18 protein-coding genes, 2 pseudogenes and 1 riboswitch are annotated in these 15101 nt (G+C 35.9%); of the genes and pseudogenes, 9 read left to right on the top strand and 11 right to left on the bottom strand.

The genetic code is table 11. The features are described 5' to 3' along the window. The 5 genes and pseudogenes from FJR05_RS14285 to FJR05_RS14265 all read left to right on the top strand — a co-directional run. Positions 1-147, top strand: a 147-nt coding sequence (locus FJR05_RS14285; RefSeq protein ID WP_168644714.1) for a transposase, incomplete at its 5' end; no start/stop codon positions are given. Between the two features lie 33 nt (positions 148-180). Then, positions 181-381 (top strand): annotated as a pseudogene (locus FJR05_RS14280) (hypothetical protein); the annotation flags it as partial. Positions 382-388: 7 nt separating this feature from the next. Next, positions 389-574, top strand: a pseudogene (locus FJR05_RS14275) (PIN domain-containing protein); the annotation flags it as partial. Positions 575-706: 132 nt separating this feature from the next. Further along, on the top strand, positions 707-904 hold the full coding sequence (locus FJR05_RS14270) for a type II toxin-antitoxin system HicB family antitoxin (RefSeq protein WP_168644712.1): 198 nt from the start codon (positions 707-709) through the stop codon (positions 902-904). Further along, on the top strand, positions 901-1104 hold the full coding sequence (locus FJR05_RS14265) for a type II toxin-antitoxin system HicA family toxin (protein ID WP_168644711.1): 204 nt from the start codon (positions 901-903) through the stop codon (positions 1102-1104). Before FJR05_RS14270 ends, FJR05_RS14265 begins: the two co-directional genes overlap by 4 nt. 110 nt (positions 1105-1214) lie before the next feature. On the opposite strand, the gene FJR05_RS14260 is transcribed toward FJR05_RS14265, so the two are convergent. From FJR05_RS14260 to FJR05_RS14250, 3 genes are all read right to left on the bottom strand, one after another. Continuing rightward, positions 1215-2312 (bottom strand): outer membrane beta-barrel protein, encoded by a 1098-nt coding sequence (locus tag FJR05_RS14260; protein ID WP_168644710.1) that lies wholly within the window; start codon positions 2310-2312, stop codon positions 1215-1217. Beyond that, positions 2312-2950, bottom strand: coding sequence for a C39 family peptidase (locus tag FJR05_RS14255; RefSeq protein WP_168644709.1), 639 nt, complete (start codon positions 2948-2950; stop codon positions 2312-2314). The genes FJR05_RS14260 and FJR05_RS14255 overlap by 1 nt, the downstream gene beginning before the upstream one ends. A gap of 267 nt (positions 2951-3217) precedes the next feature. Then, complete coding sequence (locus tag FJR05_RS14250; protein WP_168644708.1) at positions 3218-3835, bottom strand: hypothetical protein; 618 nt, start codon at positions 3833-3835, stop codon at positions 3218-3220. Between the two features lie 568 nt (positions 3836-4403). Between FJR05_RS14250 and FJR05_RS14245 the strand changes: the two genes are divergently transcribed. Both FJR05_RS14245 and FJR05_RS14240 read left to right on the top strand, forming a co-directional pair. Next, a complete protein-coding gene (locus FJR05_RS14245) occupies positions 4404-5777 on the top strand; it encodes an AAA family ATPase (RefSeq protein WP_168644707.1) in 1374 nt (457 codons plus the stop codon). Then, the gene (locus FJR05_RS14240; RefSeq protein ID WP_254446941.1) at positions 5758-6057 is read left to right on the top strand and encodes a hypothetical protein; all 300 of its coding nucleotides are present in this window, start codon (positions 5758-5760) and stop codon (positions 6055-6057) included. Before FJR05_RS14245 ends, FJR05_RS14240 begins: the two co-directional genes overlap by 20 nt. 381 nt (positions 6058-6438) lie before the next feature. Here FJR05_RS14240 and FJR05_RS14235 read toward each other — a convergent pair whose 3' ends face one another. Next, positions 6439-7155, bottom strand: coding sequence for a pirin family protein (locus FJR05_RS14235; protein ID WP_168644706.1), 717 nt, complete (start codon positions 7153-7155; stop codon positions 6439-6441). 158 nt (positions 7156-7313) lie between these two features. Here FJR05_RS14235 and FJR05_RS14230 point away from each other — a divergent pair, with 158 nt between their 5' ends. Beyond that, positions 7314-7727, top strand: coding sequence for a thiol-disulfide oxidoreductase DCC family protein (locus FJR05_RS14230; protein WP_168644705.1), 414 nt, complete (start codon positions 7314-7316; stop codon positions 7725-7727). Between the two features lie 158 nt (positions 7728-7885). On the opposite strand, the gene FJR05_RS14225 is transcribed toward FJR05_RS14230, so the two are convergent. From FJR05_RS14225 to FJR05_RS14195, 7 genes are all read right to left on the bottom strand, one after another. Further along, positions 7886-8527, bottom strand: a complete 642-nt coding sequence (locus FJR05_RS14225; RefSeq protein WP_168644716.1) for a universal stress protein — start codon at positions 8525-8527, stop codon at positions 7886-7888. Between the two features lie 160 nt (positions 8528-8687). Then, a riboswitch (cyclic di-AMP (ydaO/yuaA leader) is annotated at positions 8688-8815 on the bottom strand. A gap of 311 nt (positions 8816-9126) precedes the next feature. Next, entirely contained in the window at positions 9127-10128 is a 1002-nt protein-coding gene (locus FJR05_RS14220) for a transaldolase (protein WP_168644704.1), read from the bottom strand. Between the two features lie 152 nt (positions 10129-10280). After that, positions 10281-11711 carry a pyruvate kinase gene (gene pyk, locus FJR05_RS14215; protein ID WP_168644703.1) on the bottom strand — a complete coding sequence of 477 codons (1431 nt, stop codon included), beginning with the start codon at positions 11709-11711 and terminating at the stop codon, positions 10281-10283. Between the two features lie 149 nt (positions 11712-11860). Continuing rightward, positions 11861-12886 carry a type I glyceraldehyde-3-phosphate dehydrogenase gene (gap, locus tag FJR05_RS14210; protein ID WP_168644702.1) on the bottom strand — a complete coding sequence of 342 codons (1026 nt, stop codon included), beginning with the start codon at positions 12884-12886 and terminating at the stop codon, positions 11861-11863. Positions 12887-13083: 197 nt separating this feature from the next. Next, complete coding sequence (locus tag FJR05_RS14205) at positions 13084-13602, bottom strand: DUF29 family protein (RefSeq protein ID WP_168644701.1); 519 nt, start codon at positions 13600-13602, stop codon at positions 13084-13086. Between the two features lie 46 nt (positions 13603-13648). After that, a complete protein-coding gene (locus tag FJR05_RS14200) occupies positions 13649-13813 on the bottom strand; it encodes a type II toxin-antitoxin system HicA family toxin (protein WP_174783709.1) in 165 nt (54 codons plus the stop codon). An 11-nt stretch (positions 13814-13824) separates the two neighbouring features. After that, complete coding sequence (locus FJR05_RS14195; protein ID WP_168644700.1) at positions 13825-14025, bottom strand: type II toxin-antitoxin system HicB family antitoxin; 201 nt, start codon at positions 14023-14025, stop codon at positions 13825-13827. 469 nt (positions 14026-14494) lie between these two features. Here FJR05_RS14195 and FJR05_RS14190 point away from each other — a divergent pair, with 469 nt between their 5' ends. After that, entirely contained in the window at positions 14495-14746 is a 252-nt protein-coding gene (locus FJR05_RS14190) for a hypothetical protein (protein ID WP_168644699.1), read from the top strand. The last annotated feature ends 355 nt before the right edge of the window (positions 14747-15101 follow it).

Genomic DNA, 15101 nt, shown 5'->3' with positions numbered 1-15101 from the left:
CTCAAAAAGCGATGGGTCGTAGAACGCACTTTCGGCTGGCTGATGGGGTGTCGTCGATTGGTCAGAGATTATGAATTATTACCGGAAACATCAGAGACTTTTATTTACCTTGCCATGATCCGGATCATGGTGAGGCGATTAGCATAAAATTTTACCCCTCAAAACTTTTCAAACACCCTCTTAGATAAACAGAAAATGCTCGAAGTAATTAACCGTAATTTTGATCCGTTTGCTGTTCCTGATCTTAATAGTATATCTGAGGAAGAAGTAACGACAAGGATTAAAAGTATTTTATCTTTACATTTAGTTTCAGGAATGCTCAATGATTTGACTCCAGAGCAAATGCAAATTTTTGATGAATCTGTAAAACGTGGGGGTTAAATGGGTTGATCTGAGAATATTTGAAAAAGCATCGGAAATTCATGCTGATTTAACAAACAGAGGTAAAATTATTCAAGATGCAGATATTTTAATAGCTGCTACTGCTATAATTCATAATTTAATTTTGGTTTCTCACGATTCTGATTTAATTAGAGTTAAAGATTTACAGTTAGAAAATTGGTTAATTTCTTAGTTAATTCTTGCATTATGTATGGTAGTTTACTTTATTTAAAATAAAATCAAATTGATTCTGGACGTAAAATATATTTTTGTATATACTTAATATTAAGTGACCACACTCCTATTATCAGGAAAATCCAACCTTATGAAAATTAAAGCAATAATTCATACAGCCGAAGAAGGCGGTTATTGGGCTGAAGTCCCAATTTTTCATGGATGTTACACTCAAGGAGAAACCATTGAAGAAGTATTAGAGAATCTTAAAGAAGTAATCAGTTTATATGCAGAAGATGAACCAGAAAATCTTAGCTCTTCTGACAGAGTAGTGGAATTAAGTGTATGAAAGCAATATCAGGTAAGAAATTATCAGAAATACTGGTAAAGAACGGATGGCAATTAATCAGAGTGAAAGGCAGTCATCATCGTTTTAAAAAAGATGACATCAATATTTCTATCCCAATTCATGCTAATCAAGATTTAAAAATCGGACTTCTAAAAAGTTTGATGAAACAAGCGAATTTAACCGAATCTGATCTTATTTAAATTTTAATAAAGACGACTTTATCTTGATTTTGCGCTTCTAATAACTTTTTGGCTGCATCACGAGCAATAAAACTTACTGAGCTATTTCATGATGACAGAATAAATGCAAATTATTTATTTTTTAACTCTATTCTTTCTTGTAATTTATTGATTTGTTGTTGTAATTGTTCAATTTGACCATCTTTTTCTTCTAACCGACGATAAAGTTGTTGAACGGATTTTTCTAAATTTTGATTGTCATTAGAGTTATTACTAGATTCTACTGAATTATTCTCACTCTGTTTTATTGGTAATTGTTGTTGTGGTCTAGATTCAGTATTTTGAATATTTGAATTTGGTGTTTTTGAATTAGGAGAAGCTTCTGTATTAGGTGTTGTATTTTCAGATTTATTGGTTTCATTTCTATTAATATTAGAATCAGTCAAAACATTGCCAATACGACCACGACCACCATATTCTAAAGAAAATCCTACTCTTGTATCCTCACCTGTAACACTTAAAGTAGTTTTAAAACCAAGTTCTGATCCACCTTTTTGATTTAAATTATATCCTGTCCGAAAACCAAGAGATGTGGTAGAAAAACTAGCATCTTCTAATGGAATGCTATGACTAGCAGTAGCACTAAAGTTAATATGTTCATTAGCTATAAAACCAGCACCTATACCGAATGCAATACTATCTTGATCAAATTCTAAAGATTTGTTATAAGCTAAAGAACCTAATAAAACTACTGGGTCTTTTAATAATGTAGCTGATGTTTGGACATTAATTCCTAAAGGATAGGATACCCCTACTGATAATCGAGGATCTAAAACTGCTTGAGGTGCAAAACGATATTCTAAAGCTAAACCTCCTGTGATATCTGTTTCTGTTTTTGTCGTGGTGATTGATTCATTGATAAACTGTTGCTTTTCTTCTCTAATGAATAAGGAAGGAACTACATTACCATAGATGCTAATATTCTTATTAAAATTATAACTTCCCGAAAAAGAAAGATTAAAATTGTTATCTATACGAGTCAATGTACCAGGATCACCAAAAAAATCAACAAATTCTCTTTGTTGTCCATAAGGACTATAATTTATTCCCAATGTATAAACATAACTTCCCGCTTCACTATCTGGTAATCTTAAAGGATCAATAGGAACTTGAGATAATACAGGAAGAGGAAAGAGGGAAATAATCAGGCTTAAAATTAGTTTTTTCATTAGTTTTGCACTCCTCTACCTAATCTGTGTAAACGATTTTTAGCCCAAGACAGGGTATTATTTTGTTCTTGTTTAACCTGACTTAATAAAGTTCGATGTGTTAAAGGAATTAATGTTACTCCTTCAAAACCTTTATCATTAATTAAATCATTGAGATGGATGATTTTCCGTCCCCAAGAAGGATCAGCTATGACTACCCAATCTCCTACCATTCCCACTGCTAAAACATAATGAAGTTGAGGTATAGTAACATGAAGAATTAAAGGTACACCACCAAGATTAAAATAATCAGATAAAGTTGCAGGTAAAATTTTAATTCCTCTGGATAAAATACCTTTTTTAGCTAAGGCTTTTTGAAGAGCAAAAGCATTAATACCTTTTCCTTCTTCTGGATTTTTACCACTTTCTTTAATGGCTTGATTTGATAACTCTAAGATTTCGGTTTCACTGGTATTTATTCCGTAATAATATCTTAGTAATGTGGCTACTGCTGCGGGTTCACAGGTATAGTAACTGGTTTGTCCTACTACTCCTTGATAACGGATATTTCGATATGGCTTAGGTAAAGCGATCGCAGTATAATTATTGAAATTCAAAATACATAAAATCAGCGTTACTTGTATTGATTTATGTGGCATTTTAGAAACATTATCTAATATAAGAAAATCGTAGGTTGGGTTGACGCAAGGAAACCCAACAAAGTCAATGTAATGTGATGTTATGTTGGGTTTCACTTCGTTCTACCCAACCTACGTAGCTTAAATGAAGCACACAAAAATATATGGTTTGCTATTTAAAAATGTTTTTTCTGTTATTTATTTTTAGTGTTTATAAAGGTAAAATAAGAAAACAAGTGATGATGATTTTGCAATCAACACTTGTTTCTGCAAAATTTAGTCAATCTGTTAACGCATCCACCGTGTGTTGAGGTAGTATTTATAGGCTGTACCAGCCATATATCCTTTCAATGCAAAGCCACCCGCACCGAATAAAGCACCTGTGGCAGCAGCTTTCCCATACTCTTGCCCTCCGCATCTAGCTCCTGGTAGGGTATAGCAATAATAGGTAGTGCGTGCTAGATTAATAGCTGCTCCTGCTCCCATTGCAAACCAAATACCTTCACCTTCTACCTGTTCCAATTCTGTAGCAGATAGTTCTTGACCTTGAGGAAGTACGACAAAGTAATCTGCTTCTGGTGTTAAACTAGATTTATTATTTTTGTCAGAATCTTTGTCATTTTTATTGCGTGCAGAAGTTTGAGGCATAACCTCTAAAATTTGCTTACCTTCCAGACTAGCTTCACCTTTTAGGGCGATATAGTCTTTAACAGGAATCATTTGAACAGCACCAGGAGTATCTTTGGTTGCTGGAGTCAGGACGACAGAATTTTGAGCAGAACTATCTTGAACTTCTTGCTTTTCAGTTCTCTTCTGCTCAATTACGGGGTTTGCTAAGGCAGGAGCTAAACTAGCGTTAGCCATGACAAGGCTCATCAAACCTGTTAAAAAGATTTTGCTGTTCATGTTTTCGTTTTATAATCCTACTAACAAACTTATTTTACTTCCTTATATCTAGACCTGAGTATTGCTTGGTACATTATTTGGTACATAATTTTTCGTACATTTGGTTATATTTAAACATCAGCAAGATTTGGTATACAATTTCAGTACATTTAGTGTATTTGGTACAATTTGGTGCATTTTTAGTAGAATTTGGTAAAATTTATTTATTTAATATCCTGGTGTATAATCAAAACGGTTAAAAAATTAACTTTCCATAAATGCTTACTTGTTGGACTCCACTAGGTAGGGGTTTAGCATTGCTCATTGGTGTCAACTTAAGCTCAAATCCCTACCATATCTCGTTCCTAGTCAGAGACTAGGAACGCAGTTGATGAGGCTCTGCCTCTAATATCATTGAAGGCAGAGCCTTTTAGAATTCATTCCCAGTCAGAGACTGGGAACGAGATGACTTGAGTTCCTTGCGGGATAGAGGTTTTACGTTAAGTTGACACCTATTAGCATTGCTAAACCCCTACAATTTGTAATAGGATAAAAATTGTAATTTTAACAGTTTCAAGTGTAACTACAGATGAATAATATTGAAGATATTTTACAATACATTGATAATTTGATGTTTGAGGAAACTGAATCAAATCTGACACCCATAGAGAAAAAAATATTAACAGGTGTTTGGCAAAAACAAGCATATTCTATAATAGCTAAAGATGCTCATTGTAGTGAATCTCATATTAAAAAAGAAGCAGCTAAATTATGGAAAAAATTAGGTCAAGCATTAGGAGAAGACATTAATAGTGATAATTTCCGTTCTAAAGTGGAAAAGAAACATAGTATTTCTCAAAGGGATAATTTTGGTGTACAGGTTAATGAAGGTAATATTAATATTTGTGACAAAAATATAAAAACTACTAACTATAAACAAAAAATCTCTAATTCCCCTAACCCCCAAAACCAAACCCTCAGAATTGACTTAACAAAAGCACCAGAATTAAATTATAAATATGGTAGAAATTTAGAAATTTTTACTCTGAAAGAATGGATATTAGAAAATAAAACTCGACTAATCACAATTTATGGATTAAGTGGAATTGGTAAAACTGCATTAACTCTGAAATTAATCTCAGAAATTAAAACAGAATTTGATTATATTATTTATCGAAGTCTTGATAATTTTCCTCAACTGATAACTCTTAAAGATGAACTGAAACAATTATTTTCTCAATCACAAAACCCATTACCTGAAATCATAGATTATTTTAGCTCATCTCGTTGTTTAGTAATCATTGATGACGTGGATAATATTTTTCAATTTGGTAACTTAGCAGGTCAATATTTAACAGAATATAAAGATTATAGTAGATTTTTTCAACAAATTGCCACCTCATCTCATCAAAGTTGTTTAATTTTGATTAGTTCGGAAAAACCTCCAGATATAGAAACTTTAGAAATTCAAAACAAATACACAAAAACATTATATCTTCAAGGTTTAGGAGAAGATGCTAAAGCAATATTCAGAGAAAAATGCTTAAAAGATGAGGATAAATGGGATGAATTAATAAGACTTTATCAAGGTCATCCTGGTTGGTTAAATATCATTATATTAACTATAAGAGAATTTTTTAATAATAAAGTTTCCCTATTCTTAACAGCTAATGATGATCTATTTTTAGGAGATATAGAAGCGCTTTTAGAAAATCATTTAGACCGTTTATCAGAATTAGAAAATAAAGTTATTAACTGGTTATCCACACAAAATGAACCTATAGGTATTTCCCAAAAACCTGCTGATTTTGAATTATCCAATGCTAGATTTTTGCAAATTATACAATCTTTAACACGACGGTGTTTAGTTGAAAAAGTGTTAGGAGACGAAGTAGTAAAATTTCAGTTAAATTCTTTATTTAAAGTATATTTGAATATAAAATATGGTGAAACCAAGGTATGAAGGTTACAGCGACGAAACTCCTACAAAATGCGTGCGCGAAAAATTTGGAGATACTACAGTTTACGCCCAAAATGCTAAATCACTGCTAACGAAAGCGACTGGGTTTATTGCTGCTTATGACTTTACCCTCAATCCTTATCGGGGTTGTCAATATGGTTGTAGTTATTGCTATGCGGCTGCATTTAGTCCTAATCCTCAAATGCGTCAAGACTGGGGTAAATGGGTAATTTTTAAACCCACATTCCGCAGGTGTTTTTTGAATTTTCGGAATTATCCATAACCCAATGATAACAAGGCTTTCAGACAATGACACGCAATTCTATATTAGGGCGATAGCGAAGCGCTGCTGCAAGCAGATCGCTCTTTACCTAAAGTCTGAATCAATCTTATTGATAATATTGTCAATAAATTAGTTGGTTTGAGATTAAATTCATTGAATACCGACCTAGATGGCAAAAAGCATGAAGTGGTTATTATGATTGGGTTTTAGCTTTTTTATGAAATTCTTTTTTTGGCAAAATAACCTGCTGGTAAAAATATTTTGAGTATATTTACTCATGCTGAATGTGGTTTTCCAACACCCTCTAAGTTTTGGGCGCAGATTTTTGGGCGCAGGGTCTACGCCCCTACAGGATTTTTCATGAAAATGATCACGAGTATTTTAACCCAAATCAAACAGCAATATTTCCGCAGTTGAATTACTACTAATTGTTAATTTTTCTTCTCCTGTAATTTCTACGCCATCTCCGGCCTTTAATGCGTGATTATTGAAAATTACTTCACCTTTCGCTATTTGTAACCAAGCATAACGATGATTTTGAACATGATAATTTACTACATCACCTTGGGCTAAAACTCCTGCATATAAAGAGACATCTTGGTGAATAGTTACAGCCCCATCTCTGCCATCTTCAGCCGCAATTAAACGCAGTTTTCCCTGCTTCTCTTCCACCGGAAAAGCTTTTTGTTCATATCTAGGTTTGATGCCTAGCTGATTTGGTAAAATCCAGATTTGTAGTAGGTGTAATTCTTCAGTTTGAGAAGGATTAAATTCACTGTGCATAATCCCAGTTCCCGCACTCATAACCTGAGCTTCACCAGGAAGAATTACCGAACCTGTGCCTAAACTATCTTTATGTTCCACTGCACCTGATAAAACATAAGTGAGAATTTCCATGTCTTTATGTCCATGCGTTGGAAATCCTGCACCAGCAGCAATGAGATCATCATTAATCACTCGTAAAGAACGGAATCCCATCCGCTTGGGATCATAAAAACTGCTAAAGGAAAATGTATGATAACTGTTGAGCCAATCAATGTGATTATGTCCACGAGCATTGCCATCATGAATTACATAATTAATGGTATTTTGAGTCATGATTTTACCTTGCTATTTAATAATGATTTGGTTTGCACAATTGCCCAAACAGAAGTATTTTTTTTACTGTTTATATAGTAAAGTAAACACAGATAAATTTACAAGTACGTACTCAAAAGTAAGCTACTTACCAAAAACATACTATAGCTAATAATTTTATGAATTACTACGTGATCTATGATGGCAACTGTAATCTTTGTGTAACTTTAGTGCAATTATTGGAAACTTTAGACCAAGGGAAACTGTTTCGCTACGTTTCTATGCAAGATGAGGAAACATTATGCCAATGGGGGATTACCTCGACAGATTGTCAACAGGGTATGATTTTAATTGATGGTAATGCTATAGAAAGACGTTGGCAAGGTAGTAATGCGGCTGAGGAAATTGGACGATTGTTACCTTTGGGTAGTATATTTGTGGATGCGTATCGGATGTTACCGGGAATGAAATGGGCAGGGGATAGGTTTTATGAACAAATTCGGGATCATCGTTATACATTGTTTGGGAAGCGTTATCAAACCTATCAATCAGCATACTGTGTAGATGGTATTTGCAAAACTAATCATCAGTAATCACGCTTGATGCAATATATTTGAGGGCGCGGGCCCCGCGCCCCTACAGGATTTACGATTTGCGGGCTGTATCTCATTCAAGTGCATACCGCCATAGTGGTTTTGCTTGGTGATTTAATCCCATTTGTTGAATTAACTGCTGTAATGACTATTGTTTATTAATCAATACAATGGGGAATACCCAAAACTGTACAAGGGAAGTTTTTACCTAATGTTTCAATCATGGGATGATGACTAGATTGACAGCCTAAAAAGAGAATATCTGCACTTTCTAATTGCACAACCTTTTTCAGTTCTTTTGCAATGTTGCCAAATCGCAGATGAGATTTAAACGAACCCTGCCATTCTTGGGCTAGAGTTTTTGCTTGCCAAATAATTCTGTCTGCTTCATTGATAGAAGTTATAGATTCTCTTTCTAACTGCGGTAAAATTGCTGTTCCTTTGGTTTGATTTAATCGCAACAGGACTGGCTTTGATATATTGCTGAATTGGCATTCTAATTGAGCTTTACTATCAGCAACATTGAAGATATCAATAGACTGACAATTGAAGTTTTCTTCTACTACATAAACGGCTTGAACGGTAATTTGAGAGTTAGTAGCTAAACTCGTTTGGTGGGCAATCCAACAGGCAATATCTAAGGCTGTGTGACTTTGAGGTGAACCGTTATAGCCCACAATAAAATTAGCTGATTTAGCCTGAGAAACTCTTTCGGAAAATGATTTTTGAGCTTCTGGCATTAATACCATTTGTTCAATTAGGTCATCACGACCGATAGCACTTTGCAATCGTGCTAACATTGGCTTAATTTTCACAGTTTTAACTTCTCTCCCTTGAAACGATTAGTCAATGAGAAGCGGGGGATGACAATTTTAAATTTCAGATTTATCTCAAATCCAAAATCTAAAATTTATTTAAGGAAGCCCCAATCATAACTGATATTACAGCCAAGATTTTGGAAGTTCCTTCCATTGCCGACGGAGTTAGCTGACGGGCTAAGACTGGAAGGTGTCTCTCATAAGATTAGCCCCAAATACTTGGTTCCTCCGTTTCAAATTCAGGTTTAATGAATTTGGATTAGGCTACCCACTAAAAATATAGTAATACTATTACATTAGGTTTAAATAAAGTCAAGGTTAAGAATCTTGAGGATATGCTTGTAGTGAGCAGCTTGATTAGTAATTTTTCCTATTTTCTGTAATATTTAATGATTTAAACTATTTTGATTTAACAAAACTTCAAAGGTAAGAATTTAGTGATAATTCGTGATTTAAGTATATTTAACGGTTATTTTTCAAGATTTAATAAAAGCCTTGTAGTAGATTAAACAGGTAATAGGTAAAAGGAAATAGGTAATAATTTTACCAATTACCCATTACCAATTACCCATCACCAATTATTAAGCAGTTACCTTTTCACTTTCTAAACGAGCCAATCTTTCAGCTAATAGTTTTTCCAAAGAAATCAAAGCTTTGGTGAAACCATCAATACCTTCTGAAAGTTTATCAGAAGCCATGCGATCGCCATTGTGCATTTGATCAAAGGTGGCTTTATCAAGAGAAATTTTATCAATTGATAGATTTGCTACCTTAGCAGGATCAAGTTTGCGGGGTAATTCAGCAACAGTGTTTTGCAATTCTGTCAACAAACCAGGAGAAATAGTCAGTAAATCACAACCAGCTAATTCTGTAATTTCGCCGATATTACGGAAACTAGCGCCCATGACCTCGGTTTTATAACCAAACTTTTTATAGTAGTTATAAATTGTGGTGACAGACAATACACCTGGATCTTCTGCGGAGGGATAGCTATCCCGACCAGTATCTTTTTTGTACCAGTCAAGAATCCGACCAACGAAAGGAGAAATTAAAGTGATCCCAGCTTCCGCACAGGCGATCGCTTGGTGCAAACCAAATAGTAAAGTTAAGTTACAGTGAATACCTTCTTTTTCCAAAATTTCCCCAGCTTTGATACCTTCCCAAGTGGAGGCAATTTTAATCAAAACCCGCTCTTTAGAAATACCAGCAGCTTTATACTGAGCGATTAAATCCCGTGCTTTAGCTACAGTAGCATCTGTATCATAAGATAACCGAGCATCTACTTCTGTAGATACCCGACCGGGGATAATTTGCAATATCTTTAATCCAAAAGATACCGCCAAACGGTCAAAAGCCAGAGATACCACCTGGGCTTGACTAGCACCAGCGCCAGCATCTTTTTTAGCTTTGAGTAAAGTTTGATCAACAATATCCTGATATTCCGGCATTTGTGCCGCAGCGGTAATCAGTGAGGGATTGGTAGTAGCATCTTGAGGTTTAAACTGTTCAATTGATTGGATATCTCCGGTATCCGCTACCACAACGGTTACTGCCCGTAGTGCTTCTAGTAAGTTCTTAGGCATAACATACTCCAATGTCAGTGGTCAGTAGTCAGTTGTTCGTTGTCAGTGGTTAGGGAACAGGGAACAGGGAACAGGGGGTAAGAATTTTTTTATTACCAATTACCCATTACCAATTACCAATTACCCATTACCAACTACCTATTTTAGATGCGTCATGCCGTAATTGGCTGTCCAATAGAATGCACTTTAATTAAACTTGTTGTTCCAGATTGACCAATTGGGACACCAGAGGTAATCACCACCTTGTCTCCTTCTTGAACCAAACCACTATCTACAACAGTGTCTACCACATTCACAAACATTTCTTCAGCATTGTGAACAGGTTGAATAAGTAAAGGTTCTACACCCCAAGATAAAGCCAATTGACGATAAGCGGTACAGTCGGAAGTAAGAGCAATAATTGGGGTGCTAGGACGATATTTAGACACCAGTTTGGCTGTACTTCCTGATGTTGTATTACAGAGAATCGCTTTTGCACCGGTTTCATAGGCAATGCGACACACCGATTGAGATACTGATTCTGTCACTGTCAAACTACCCGCTTTCGGACTCCAAGAATGTCTATTTCCCTCTTGAAGTACGGTTTCTGTTCTTAAAGCGATATTGTGCATAGTTTGAACAGCAGCTATGGGATATTCGCCCATTGCGGTTTCTCCAGACAACATCACCGCATCTGTTCCATCTAAGATTGAGTTAGCAACGTCTGTGGCTTCAGCGCGAGTGGGGTCAGGGGCGCTAATCATGGACTCTAACATTTGAGTAGCTGTAATTACCGGTTTACCAGCTTGATTACAACGACGAGCAATTTCTTTTTGAATGAGGGGGACTTCATAAATCGGTACTTCCACCCCTAAATCACCACGCGCAATCATAATACCGTCAGCAGCTTCTAGGATAGCATCTAGCTGTTCTACTGCTTCTGCCCGTTCAATTTTGGCAATGAGGCGAATTTTTGAGCCAGCGCCTTCAATCATACGGCGTGCAGGTTCGAGGTCTTGGGGCGATCGCACAAAGGACACTGCTACCCAGTCTACTCCCAATTGTATCCCAAAACGTAAATCCATTAAATCCTTTTCCGTAATCGAACTTACAGGTAAAGGAGTTGCGGGTAAATTTACACCTTTATGAGAAGAAATCAAACCACCAATATTTACATGAGCGCGGATTCTGTCAGCGTCACGACTGGTAACAGTTAATTTTACTCGACCATCATTAATTAAAATCGGTTCACCACATCGCATCATGGCGAATAATGTTGGTAGAGGCAAGGGTAACTCATCAATACTTTCACCCTTCTCCTGTAAGAGAAATGTCACCTCACTACCAGCTTCTAACATTAGCCCTTCCGGTGGTAATTTCCCCAACCGAATCTTTGGACCACACAAATCCTGCATAATTGCAATTGGCTTATGTAAATCCTTGCTAATTTGTCTTAAATGATGAAAAACCTGAGCGTGAGCCTCATAAGCACCATGAGAAAAATTCAACCGCGCCATATTCATTCCCGCCCGCACCAAAGCTTCTAACTTCTCAGGTGAAGATGTAGCAGGTCCTATAGTACAAACAATTTTAGTGCGACGCATAAGTATGTAAGGAGTAACGTTAAGGTAGCACACTCCGTTAAGCCCTAGAAGAGGCAGGGGGGCAGGGGAGCAGAGGGGCAGAGGAGGCGGGGAGAACATTGATTTTTGTATTGCCTCTTGCCTTTTCACTGTCACCTGTCATCTTTCACCTAAATCAATCCTTCTTTCTTGGCCATTGACAACATCAAATCAACGACACGGTTGGAGTAACCCCATTCGTTGTCATACCAAGAGACAACTTTGAAGAAATTGCTATTCAGTTCAATTCCTGCACCTGCGTCAAAGATGCTAGAGTGGGAATCACCTTGAAAATCAGTAGATACTACCTCTTCATCGGTGTAACCCAACACACCTAATAAATTACCTTCCGCAGCTTTTTTCATCGCTGCACAGATTTCTTTGTAAGAAGTGGCTTTGGTGGTTTTGAAAGTTAAATCAACAACGGAGACATCAGGAGTAGGAACTCTCAAAGCCATCCCTGTTAACTTACCTTTCAATTCTGGTAATACCAAAGCCACCGCTTTAGCCGCCCCTGTAGCAGAGGGAATTATATTTTGACCTGCACCTCGTCCACCGCGCCAATCTTTGCGACTGGGACCATCTACAGTGGGCTGAGTGGCTGTTGTGGCGTGAACTGTGGTCATTAACCCTTCGGCTAAACCGAAGTTATCATTAATGACTTTAGCAATGGGGGCTAAACAATTTGTAGTACAACTTGCATTAGAAACAATCAAGTCTTTTGCTGGGTCAAATAGGTGATGATTTACACCCATGACCATTGTTTTTACCTTTTCAGGTTCTTTTGTTGGTGCAGAAATTACAACCCTCTTTGCACCTGCTTTCAGGTGATTTTCCGCCCCAGCGTAGTCGGTGAAAAGTCCTGTAGATTCAACCACATAATCTACTCCCAATTTACCCCAAGGTAGTTCTGCGGGATTTCGCATAGATACACAAGGGACAAAATGACCATCAATTACAATCCCGTCTTCTCTAGCTGCAACTTTGCTTTTCAATCTCCCGTGTGTAGAGTCGTACTTGAGAAGATAAGCAAGGTTATCGGGGGGAACTAAATCATTAATTCCTACAAATTCAATATTAGGATTAGTAAGACCAGCACGTAACACAAGTCTACCAATTCGACCGAATCCATTAATACCAATTTTCAACTTCGTCAAAATTAAACCTCCTGTGTTGGGAATTTCAGCAAAGGTTAACTGGCCCGGTTAATTCTAGTCTGACTTAGCTGATTCTTACAGTCACAAAAGGCATAAAGTTAATTTAACTGGCATATTTTAAGGTTTAGTCATTGTTCATTGATTACTTGTGATCATTGGCTACTCAGTTTAAACATTTATGTGTTTGTATCAATATCTTACTTTTTCCCTAATTTCCAATCTTCACCACCGAGTAAATTACCTAAATAACCATCAATGATATCTGGTAATTCTCTAACTTGATAATTATAGGTGAAGTTAATTAACTCGGTTGCAGTCAATATTAATTGTGGTTTGTTTAACATTTGGGAAAGTTGCTGACGCTTAAATTTTCCATTCATTATTTCTAAACTAGCATCAGCTATGGCTAATTCAATTTCATCTTCTAACCAACTATCCCATTCATCTTGATTGATATAATAGGATTTTTTATTTTCTTTGAGATTTACTTTTTTAATTTCTATCAATGAATTGCGAATAGAAGCAACCCAAGAATTAGTTAATCGGTTTTCTATTTGGTTTTTGATTAAATGAATTAACAAAATTCTCAAAAATGCTTGAATATTTCTTAAAATAGCTTGTTTACTCATCCCCTCTAATTCATCAACAATAGCTAAAGCGTCGGTGTAACGTTGTTCTAGAATACTATTTCTGAGGTCTATTAATTCCTGTGTCATATTTGATTACCTCAACTTGGAAATTTACTAATATCAACAAAAAAAATTAAGAGTTCTGCAACATTTTTAGAATATGTTTAGCTAAAGTATCGTTAATTTCTCGATGTCTAAGAATTGGTTGTAAAACTTTTGTGAGAGGATTTTGATACCAATCGTGATTACCACCATGTCTGATAAAAATACAACCAATTTCTTCTAATTCTTTAATCAAATCTCTTCTTTTTACAGTAATTCTAACTCTGCAATTTTTCTAATGGCAGGAATATTATTACTAGAAAATTCCTGATACAAGTCCAATAAATTCTCCTGGAGTTCTTTTAAGGAATTTCCTTGAGTCCAATAATCAGGATATTCTTCTAAGTAACCGATAAACATATCCTCGTCTTGCCAATAAATATATTTTTTTTTAGTGGTTGTTTCCATGATTATCTCAACCTATAAGTAAAGGCTTGATCTGATTATATCAGATTTTTTCACAGGTCTACAGTCATCTTTTCTAAATTGACCCAGATTGAGCAACATATACCCACCAGTCTCAAATAATTTTTTTGATAACAATTCATTAATTTTCCTTGCTTTGTCTAAACCTCTCTTTTCTTCTCTTTTTAAATCACCTTCACAAGAAGCAGTACCAACTGAAATAATTCTATTGAGATTGGGAATTTGTTTGTATATTTCCCCTTTTTGTTCAAGTTCCGTTTTGAGTTGGTCTAACCCTATGATTTTAGATGCAGAGCGAATTTTGTTTGATTCTGCAACTACCTAACGATAACCAATAGACAAAATAGCAAGCCTGAATTCAGCAGTTTTTCCATTCTTGTCTGTACCTTGCTTCCAAGGGTAATAAACTTCATCACCTATTTTTTGTGGTTTTTCTGGTTCAGTAGAGCTAGTGGTAGTTGGAGAAGGCGAAGATTCCGTAGGAGTAGGTGATGGTGTAGGGGGTGGATCACCACCAGGGGGAAAAGGTATATTTAGTATTTTAATAACTATAATTATTAAACCTATAATCAGGAGGGTAGGAATAAATAAAAATAAATACCTGTTTAGCCTCGATGCCAAAGCTCGTGTAAATATTGGTTCATTTGACCATATAATAGAACCCGATAGATTTAATTGTCAAGGTACAGTGTCTGCGGTTTAGGCAGCAATCGGGTTTTTAAACAGGTTGATTACCCTTCCTGTATAGGTAGTATTATCCATAAAATGCTAAATTATGGCAAGAGAAAATAGAAATTGAGTAAGAATTGATGACGGGGATTAAAATCCTACGAATCGCTTATATCTCACAGGCTTTAGCCTCTGAGCTTTACGCTTACCGGATATTCCTGTAAGCTCTAAACATAGTTGCAGTTAGACGGTGAAATGATGGAAGTTCAAGAAATCAAAAAATTCCCAAAGCCCAGGAAACCAGACAGCGAATCCCAAAATTTTCAGCACGTCAAGATCCTTGACTGCAACGAACCAGTATGCAGGGTAATTTGTGAATGTTGGCACTG

Origin of the sequence: Dolichospermum sp. UHCC 0259 (assembly GCF_009711935.1) — a bacterium.
GTDB lineage: Bacteria > Cyanobacteriota > Cyanobacteriia > Cyanobacteriales > Nostocaceae > Dolichospermum.
The sequence above is the reverse complement of the archived record's forward strand: the minus strand, read 5'-3'. Positions and strand labels throughout refer to the sequence as shown.

Excerpts from the sequence above, each read along its gene's own strand:
- FJR05_RS14270 (WP_168644712.1), top strand. The coding sequence starts at position 707 with ATGAAAATTAAAGCAATAATTCATACAGCCGAAGAAGGCGGTTATTGG.
- FJR05_RS14265 (WP_168644711.1), top strand. The coding sequence starts at position 901 with ATGAAAGCAATATCAGGTAAGAAATTATCAGAAATACTGGTAAAGAAC.
- FJR05_RS14260 (WP_168644710.1), bottom strand. The coding sequence starts at position 2,312 with ATGAAAAAACTAATTTTAAGCCTGATTATTTCCCTCTTTCCTCTTCCT.
- FJR05_RS14255 (WP_168644709.1), bottom strand. The coding sequence starts at position 2,950 with ATGCCACATAAATCAATACAAGTAACGCTGATTTTATGTATTTTGAAT.
- FJR05_RS14250 (WP_168644708.1), bottom strand. The coding sequence starts at position 3,835 with ATGAACAGCAAAATCTTTTTAACAGGTTTGATGAGCCTTGTCATGGCT.
- FJR05_RS14245 (WP_168644707.1), top strand. The coding sequence starts at position 4,404 with ATGAATAATATTGAAGATATTTTACAATACATTGATAATTTGATGTTT.
- FJR05_RS14240 (WP_254446941.1), top strand. The coding sequence starts at position 5,758 with ATGGTGAAACCAAGGTATGAAGGTTACAGCGACGAAACTCCTACAAAA.
- FJR05_RS14235 (WP_168644706.1), bottom strand. The coding sequence starts at position 7,155 with ATGACTCAAAATACCATTAATTATGTAATTCATGATGGCAATGCTCGT.
- FJR05_RS14230 (WP_168644705.1), top strand. The coding sequence starts at position 7,314 with ATGAATTACTACGTGATCTATGATGGCAACTGTAATCTTTGTGTAACT.
- FJR05_RS14225 (WP_168644716.1), bottom strand. The coding sequence starts at position 8,527 with ATGTTAGCACGATTGCAAAGTGCTATCGGTCGTGATGACCTAATTGAA.
- FJR05_RS14220 (WP_168644704.1), bottom strand. The coding sequence starts at position 10,128 with ATGCCTAAGAACTTACTAGAAGCACTACGGGCAGTAACCGTTGTGGTA.
- pyk (WP_168644703.1), bottom strand. The coding sequence starts at position 11,711 with ATGCGTCGCACTAAAATTGTTTGTACTATAGGACCTGCTACATCTTCA.
- FJR05_RS14205 (WP_168644701.1), bottom strand. The coding sequence starts at position 13,602 with ATGACACAGGAATTAATAGACCTCAGAAATAGTATTCTAGAACAACGT.
- FJR05_RS14195 (WP_168644700.1), bottom strand. The coding sequence starts at position 14,025 with ATGGAAACAACCACTAAAAAAAAATATATTTATTGGCAAGACGAGGAT.